The sequence below is a fragment of the Nitrosospira sp. Nl5 genome, from assembly GCF_900102495.1.
Classification (GTDB): Bacteria; Pseudomonadota; Gammaproteobacteria; order Burkholderiales; family Nitrosomonadaceae; genus Nitrosospira.
Map to the genome: position 1 here is coordinate 35,443 of NZ_FMVQ01000019.1, position 6,369 is coordinate 41,811.

Sequence of the window (6,369 nt, forward strand, 5' to 3'; positions counted from 1 at the left end):
ATTTCATTCACTCTCTCCATAATGTTCTTCGCGGATCACGCGTGGCGTGATTTGGCGCGGCTCGATACTGACCGGCTGGTAGATCACGCGTTGCTGATCGGGATCGTAACGCATTTCAACATTACCGCTTAATGGAAAATCCTTGCGGAACGGATTACCGATAAATCCATAATCGGTGAGAATGCGGCGTAAATCCGGGTGGCCCGTGAAAACGATGCCGTAAAGATCGAATGCTTCGCGTTCAAACCAGTTAGCGGCCGGCCAAATGCCAATCACTGAATCCAGAACTGGAAATTCATCATCATCGGCAAATACCTTGACTCGCAACCTGCGGTTATGGCTGATCGAAAGCAGGTGATATACAGCAGCAAAGCGTTTGCCCTGCCGGCCGTCCCCAGTGAAAGATTCGGAACCATATGTTGAGTAATCCATCCCGCATAAATCGACGAGAATCTCGAAACCCAGGTCGGAATGATCACGCAGGGTTTCCATTGACTCCAGCATATCAGCGGGAGACAACGCGATCGTCAATTCACCCAGCCGCTCGCTGGCGGTGACAACTTTGGTTGCCAACACATTCTGAAGGCAAAGGGCGAGCGTTTCCAGGCGAGAGGACGACATATATGGGCGGTCAGCGAGCGATGGTATTGGTGCGGTGGATCTTGTTCTGCAGCTGAATAATCCCGTAGAGCAATGCTTCGGCTGTCGGCGGGCAACCAGGGACATAGATATCGACCGGCACGATTCGGTCACAGCCACGCACCACAGAGTAGGAATAGTGATAATAACCGCCGCCGTTGGCGCATGAGCCCATGGAAATAACCCAACGCGGCTCCGCCATCTGATCGTAGACCTTACGTAGCGCGGGCGCCATTTTATTGCATAACGTGCCGGCCACGATCATGACATCCGACTGGCGGGGGCTGGGACGGAATACGATACCAAAACGGTCAAGGTCATAGCGTGAGGCGCCGGCCTGCATCATTTCCACTGCGCAGCAGGCAAGACCGAAAGTCATCGGCCACATGGATCCCGTGCGCCCCCAGTTAATGACATTGTCCAGGCCCGTGGTGACAAACCCTTTGTCCATGACGCCATTGTTAGTACTCATAACGTTAATCCCATTCCAGAGCGCCTTTCGTCCATTCGTAAATAAAACCAACGACGAGGATGCCAAGAAAAACCATCATAGCGATAAAACCGAATAAGCCGATCTCATTCAATACCACTGCCCATGGAAACAGGAAGGCAATTTCCAGATCAAACAAAATGAACAGGATGGCAACCAGGTAGTAGCGCACATCAAACTTCATGCGCGCATCTTCGAACGCCTCAAAACCGCATTCGTAAGGGGAAAGCTTCTCACTGTCGGGACGATTGGGCGCAAACAGCCAGCCCAGTGCCATCGGCACCACGCCTACGGCAAGGCCTATCAAGATGAATAGCAGAATTGGAAAATAATTTTCGAGCATCGGTGTAATCAAAAATAAAGGATTAGCAACCTGATTCCAGTCCTATCCCATAGATTGGTGCCGACGGCGAGACTCGAACTCGCATAGCTTTCGCCACCGCCCCCTCAAGACGGCGTGTCTACCAATTTCACCACGTCGGCGGCTTAACTTGAGTTCTAGTTTGAGGCCAATTACATTAGAACACAGCTTTAATTAATTGTTCAATTAACGCACAATCAAAATCATTTTGGTATTTCCGTGGCCTTCGAGGCGCCTTCCTCCGCCGGAACTGCCGGAGCTGGTTCCACTGGTTTGGCGGATTGGGCCGGTACCGCTTTGTCCATAACCCCCCCATCTTCGGTCTTGTGGCTGGAGAGATACGTAAGACCAAGACTGGTGATGAAAAACAGTGCGGCCAGTACACCGGTCGTCCTGCTCAGAAAATTTGCCGAACCACTGGCACCAAACAAACTTCCCGACGAGCCGCTACCAAAGGCCGCACCCATATCAGCACCTTTACCATGTTGCAGAAGAACCAGAACAATTACGCTAATGGCCGATAGTACATGTACTACCCAGATGAGTGTTTCCAACGCCTACTCCAAAATGAGTTAATTTTTTGCCGCACGGCAAATTGCAACGAATTCGTCGGCGACGAGCGAAGCACCACCGACCAACCCTCCGTCGATGTCGGTCATGGCGAATAGTTCCTCGGCGTTATTTGCCTTGACGCTGCCGCCATAAAGAATTTGTAATCCGGCAGCCACTTTGGGACTGTGAGCGGCGATTCTGGCGCGAATAAAGGCATGCACATCCTGAGCCTGTCCAGGCGTTGCGGTTTTACCGGTTCCGATGGCCCATACCGGCTCATAGGCCAGTATCGACTTAACCAGCGCATCGACCCCCGCCAGTTCGATTACCGCATCCAGTTGCGCTGCCACCACTTGCTCGGTAACGTCAGCCTCGCGCTGATCCAGGGTTTCGCCGACACATAGAATGGGGATCAATCCGGCCACTTGGGCCGCCTGGAACTTGAGCGCCACCGTATCGCTGTCTTCCCCGTATAATGCGCGTCGCTCCGAATGACCGACAATGACGTAGTGACAGCCGAAATCCATCAACATGACCGCTGATACTTCACCCGTATAAGCGCCCTTGTCATGCTGACTCACATTCTGCGCTCCCCACCGGATATGGGTATCGCGCAGTAGTGTTTGCGCCTGGGAGAGATAAGGATAAGGCACGCATACCGTAAAATCGGCTCCGCGCAGATCTGCCGTTCCTGCGACAATTGCCCGCAATAAATCCTGATTCTGTGCGGTTCCGCCATGCATTTTCCAGTTGCCTGCAACCAGTTTCGAACGCATAGCCATCATCCTAAATCCGGTAGTTGGACGGGGTGGAGTGTCCGGTTTTTGTGGTGCAGGGCAAGGCGCAACGACGCGGAATGGTTATTCCATTCCAAGGAGTTGCAACGCAGCCATGTGCCACAAAAACCGTTCAATCCACCCTGTAGCGAACTCACCAAAAAGGTAAAGGTCAGATAGCGCAAGAAATCATTATGAATCATAGCGCTAAACCGAAAAATGGGCGGTCAACTGCCAAGTTTAGGATCATAGCCGCCTTTGTCATGGGAAAGCTGCGAATGTTACCTGTGAATGGATACCGGGTCAATCAGGAGGCGGATCATATCGACCCTAACCAAAACGTCCGGTAATGTAATCTTCCGTCTGCTTATTTCTGGGTTTGATGAAAATCGTATCAGTGACATCGAACTCTATCACCTCGCCCAAGTACATATAGGCGGTGTAGTCCGACACGCGCGCAGCCTGCTGCATGTTATGCGTAACGATAAGAATGGTAACCTTGTCTTTCAGGTCGGCGATGAGTTCTTCGATACTGGCGGTGGCAATCGGATCAAGTGCCGAGGTCGGTTCATCAAATAAAAGGATTTCGGGATCGGTGGCAAGCGCCCGCGCGATACACAGGCGTTGCTGTTGACCACCGGAAAGATTGTAGGCGAGCTGCTTCAAACGATCTTTTACTTCGTCCCAAAGCGCCGCGTCACGTAAAGCCTCTTCCACTTTTTCATCAAGAATGGCCCGTTGCCTTACACCTCGCACTCGCAATCCATAAGCCACATTTTCATAAATCGATTTTGGAAAAGGATTGGGTTTCTGAAATACCATGCTGACCCGCATTCGCACTTCAATGGGGTCCACGTTACGCGAAAGAATATTGACGTTGTCCGGATGAAGAATAATGTCACCCACGTAACGATTGCCGGGGTATAGGTCGTGCATGCGGTTGAAGCAGCGCAGAAAGGTGGACTTGCCGCAGCCGGACGGACCGATGAGCGCGGTTACCTGCTTTTCATACAGCACCATATTGATGTTTTTAAGCGCGTTGAATGCGCCATAATAAAAGCTTAAATCTCTGACTTCGGATTTGTACCGGGATGGAGGAGTATCCGCAATGGGGTTATCCCCCGCGGGATTCTCTACCATTTGATGTTTTTACGCATACGATAGCGTAAATAGATGGCCAGGCCATTCATGGTGAGAGTCATTACCACCAGAACCAGACCAGCCGCTGCCGCGTTGATCTGGAATTCTTCTTCGGGCCGTGATATCCAATTGAACATCTGGATCGGCATCACGGTAAATGGAGCCATGAGCCACTCGAAAGACAAAAAAGGAAACTCTTCTTTAAATGGAGATGGGGGCAGAAAAGCAATAAAAGTCAAGGCTCCAATCGTGATGATGGGTGCTGTTTCTCCAATCGCGCGCGCCAGACCAATAATAATACCCGTCAAAATACCGGCAGCGGAATAAGGAAGCAGATGATCAGAGACAGTTTGCCACTTGGTTGCGCCAAGCGCATAGGCACCCTCCCGAATAGCGACCGGAATGGCGCGTATCGCCTCGCGCGTCGCAACAATCACGACCGGTAAGATCAATAACGCCAACGCCAGGCCGGCAGACAGGATACTCTGCCCAAATCCCAACTGATGCACAAACAGGCTCAATGCCAGGAGCCCATAGATGATGGACGGCACACCTGCAAGATTGGTAACATTAATTTCGATGATCTCCGTGATAAGATTTTTTGATGCATATTCTTCCAGATAAATACCCGCTCCGATACCCATTGGCACGGCCGCTACTGCTGTTACCAACATTACCAGAGTGGTGCCGACCCAGGCCGACAATATACCTGCTGACCCTGCCCGGCGCGATGGAAAAGAAGTAAAAAAATCCCATGACAGACGCGGCATCCCGTCGATAAGCATGTGGGCAAATAAGGCCATGAATGTCAGTATCGCGATCATCAGCACCAGTACCCCGGTAATCATGAACATCAGATCCCACAGCTTGTGCCGTGCAATGATGGCACGAATTTCTGTCAGGTTTTTATCGGTTCCCATCAACCGGATCCGAGAAAAGACAATAAGGCGTGTTCATCGGGAGACGAAAGTCCAGCGGTGGAGAAAACGTGACAGCATGTTATTTAGGGGAAATACGCAGTCGCATTGAGTTCAACCGAGATCCCGGCAGCTGGACAGGGTGGAGCAGAAAATCCTGTGGATCATAGCTGATAAGTGAATAAGAAACCGCACATTGAAGTTCAATAGATTTCACGATAACGCTTGCGCAGAACATGACCAATAATATTGAATGCAAGCGTCAATAGAAGCAACGTAAGTCCGGCGGCAAAAATTGTCTGATAGCCGATACTGCCATGCGGCAGATCACCCAGGCTTACCTGCACGATATAGGCGGTAATGGTCGCGGCTGGCTCCATCGGATTCCATGTAAGATTGGGCTGCATGCCGGCAGCTATCGCCACCACCATGGTTTCTCCCACGGCACGGGAGATGCCAAGAATATAGGCAGCGGCAATGCCGGAAAAAGCTGCGGGCATTACAACCCGAATGGCGGTCTGAAACCGTGTGGCCCCCATCGCATAGGAGCCTTCGCGCAAGTGCATGGGTACCGCACGCATTGCGTCTTCCGCCATGGAGCTGACATAGGGAATAATCATAATCCCCATTACCAAGCCGGCGGAAAGCAAACTGAAGCCCGGCAGTTCAGGAAAAATCTTTTGCAGCAGGGGTGTCACAAACAATAACGCGAAGTAACCATATACCACAGTTGGCACGCCGCCTAACAACTCAAGAAATGGTTTAGCAACTTCGCGCACGGAAAAAGGCGCAAATTCGGAAAGATATATGGCGGTGATGGTGCCCATCGGAATTGCTACCGATAGCGCCACGGCGGAACTTACCACTGTACCGGAAATCAGCGGCAGGATGCCGTAGTGTGCGTCATCGAATAGCGGTGTCCATTGGGTATCGGTGAGAAAATTCCAAAGTGAAACATGTTCAAAAAATACAAACGATTCTTTTACCAGCATTATTACGATAGCAACGGTAATTGCGACTGAAATAAATGCCGTCAGGAACAACAGGGCTTCGATAAAGCGCTCGCCTAAATGGCGTCGGTAACTATAACCAAGTCTTTTCGGCTGGCTGGTTTCGGCGGGAGATTGTGCAGTCACGGCAGATGCAATTCCGAAGAGGGGCTTTTGTTGCCAGGGCATTCCTTAGCCGGCCTATATATTACGACGGATATGTTACAGTCTTGTGACACATCGGGGTGAAGCCGAACGGCGAAAGAGGCTAAGGACAAGAGCAAGCCTTGTCTGGCATCCAGAGAGTCAGCGTAAAGCTGTTCCATAAAATTAAACACCTCCCTATCATGGAAAATGATGGGGAGGTGTTAATCAATTCACCCCGGGAAATCAAACCCGATTACTCATCCTCCTCCTCCTCATCCTCGTCTTTCTCTTTCTTTTCGGCCTTGAGGACCATCTTGCCCTGGGTGCGGCTGGCATTGAGGTCTGTTTCGGGGGCTTC

General features: G+C 51.1%; 8 protein-coding genes and 1 tRNA gene. All 9 read right to left on the bottom strand.

Features of this window, described 5'->3' with window-relative positions; translation table 11 throughout:
• Positions 1 to 3: 3 nt before the first annotated feature.
• The 9 genes from BLP45_RS13650 to pstC all read right to left on the bottom strand — a co-directional run bounded on the left by BLP45_RS13650 (position 4) and on the right by pstC (position 6,053).
• Positions 4 to 621 carry an NADH-quinone oxidoreductase subunit C gene (locus BLP45_RS13650; RefSeq protein WP_090373043.1) on the bottom strand — a complete coding sequence of 206 codons (618 nt, stop codon included), beginning with the start codon at positions 619 to 621 and terminating at the stop codon, positions 4 to 6.
• Between the two features lie 10 nt (positions 622 to 631).
• Positions 632 to 1,111, bottom strand: coding sequence for a NuoB/complex I 20 kDa subunit family protein (locus BLP45_RS13655; protein WP_090373044.1), 480 nt, complete (start codon positions 1,109 to 1,111; stop codon positions 632 to 634).
• Between the two features lie 4 nt (positions 1,112 to 1,115).
• Positions 1,116 to 1,472, bottom strand: a complete 357-nt coding sequence (locus BLP45_RS13660) for an NADH-quinone oxidoreductase subunit A (RefSeq protein WP_090373045.1) — start codon at positions 1,470 to 1,472, stop codon at positions 1,116 to 1,118.
• A 55-nt stretch (positions 1,473 to 1,527) separates the two neighbouring features.
• Positions 1,528 to 1,612: transfer RNA gene (locus tag BLP45_RS13665), tRNA-Leu, on the bottom strand.
• 81 nt (positions 1,613 to 1,693) lie between these two features.
• Positions 1,694 to 2,044, bottom strand: coding sequence for a preprotein translocase subunit SecG (gene secG, locus BLP45_RS13670; RefSeq protein WP_090373046.1), 351 nt, complete (start codon positions 2,042 to 2,044; stop codon positions 1,694 to 1,696).
• Positions 2,045 to 2,062: 18 nt separating this feature from the next.
• Positions 2,063 to 2,818: a triose-phosphate isomerase gene (gene tpiA / locus BLP45_RS13675; protein WP_090373051.1), complete on the bottom strand. Its 756-nt coding sequence runs from the start codon at positions 2,816 to 2,818 to the stop codon at positions 2,063 to 2,065.
• Positions 2,819 to 3,148: 330 nt separating this feature from the next.
• Entirely contained in the window at positions 3,149 to 3,958 is an 810-nt protein-coding gene (gene pstB, locus BLP45_RS13680) for a phosphate ABC transporter ATP-binding protein PstB (RefSeq protein ID WP_090373047.1), read from the bottom strand.
• Positions 3,952 to 4,878 (bottom strand): phosphate ABC transporter permease PstA, encoded by a 927-nt coding sequence (gene pstA / locus BLP45_RS13685; protein WP_090373048.1) that lies wholly within the window; start codon positions 4,876 to 4,878, stop codon positions 3,952 to 3,954. Before pstA ends, pstB begins: the two co-directional genes overlap by 7 nt.
• Positions 4,879 to 5,078: 200 nt before the next feature.
• Positions 5,079 to 6,053 (bottom strand): phosphate ABC transporter permease subunit PstC, encoded by a 975-nt coding sequence (gene pstC, locus BLP45_RS13690; RefSeq protein ID WP_256327843.1) that lies wholly within the window; start codon positions 6,051 to 6,053, stop codon positions 5,079 to 5,081.
• Between the last annotated feature and the right edge of the window lie 316 nt (positions 6,054 to 6,369).

Coding starts and splice junctions, on each gene's coding strand:
- pstB (WP_090373047.1), bottom strand. CDS start 3,958: ATGGTAGAGAATCCCGCGGGGGATAACCCCATTGCGGATACTCCTCCA.
- BLP45_RS13655 (WP_090373044.1), bottom strand. CDS start 1,111: ATGAGTACTAACAATGGCGTCATGGACAAAGGGTTTGTCACCACGGGC.
- pstA (WP_090373048.1), bottom strand. CDS start 4,878: ATGGGAACCGATAAAAACCTGACAGAAATTCGTGCCATCATTGCACGG.
- BLP45_RS13660 (WP_090373045.1), bottom strand. CDS start 1,472: ATGCTCGAAAATTATTTTCCAATTCTGCTATTCATCTTGATAGGCCTT.
- BLP45_RS13650 (WP_090373043.1), bottom strand. CDS start 621: ATGTCGTCCTCTCGCCTGGAAACGCTCGCCCTTTGCCTTCAGAATGTG.
- pstC (WP_256327843.1), bottom strand. CDS start 6,053: ATGCCCTGGCAACAAAAGCCCCTCTTCGGAATTGCATCTGCCGTGACT.
- tpiA (WP_090373051.1), bottom strand. CDS start 2,818: ATGCGTTCGAAACTGGTTGCAGGCAACTGGAAAATGCATGGCGGAACC.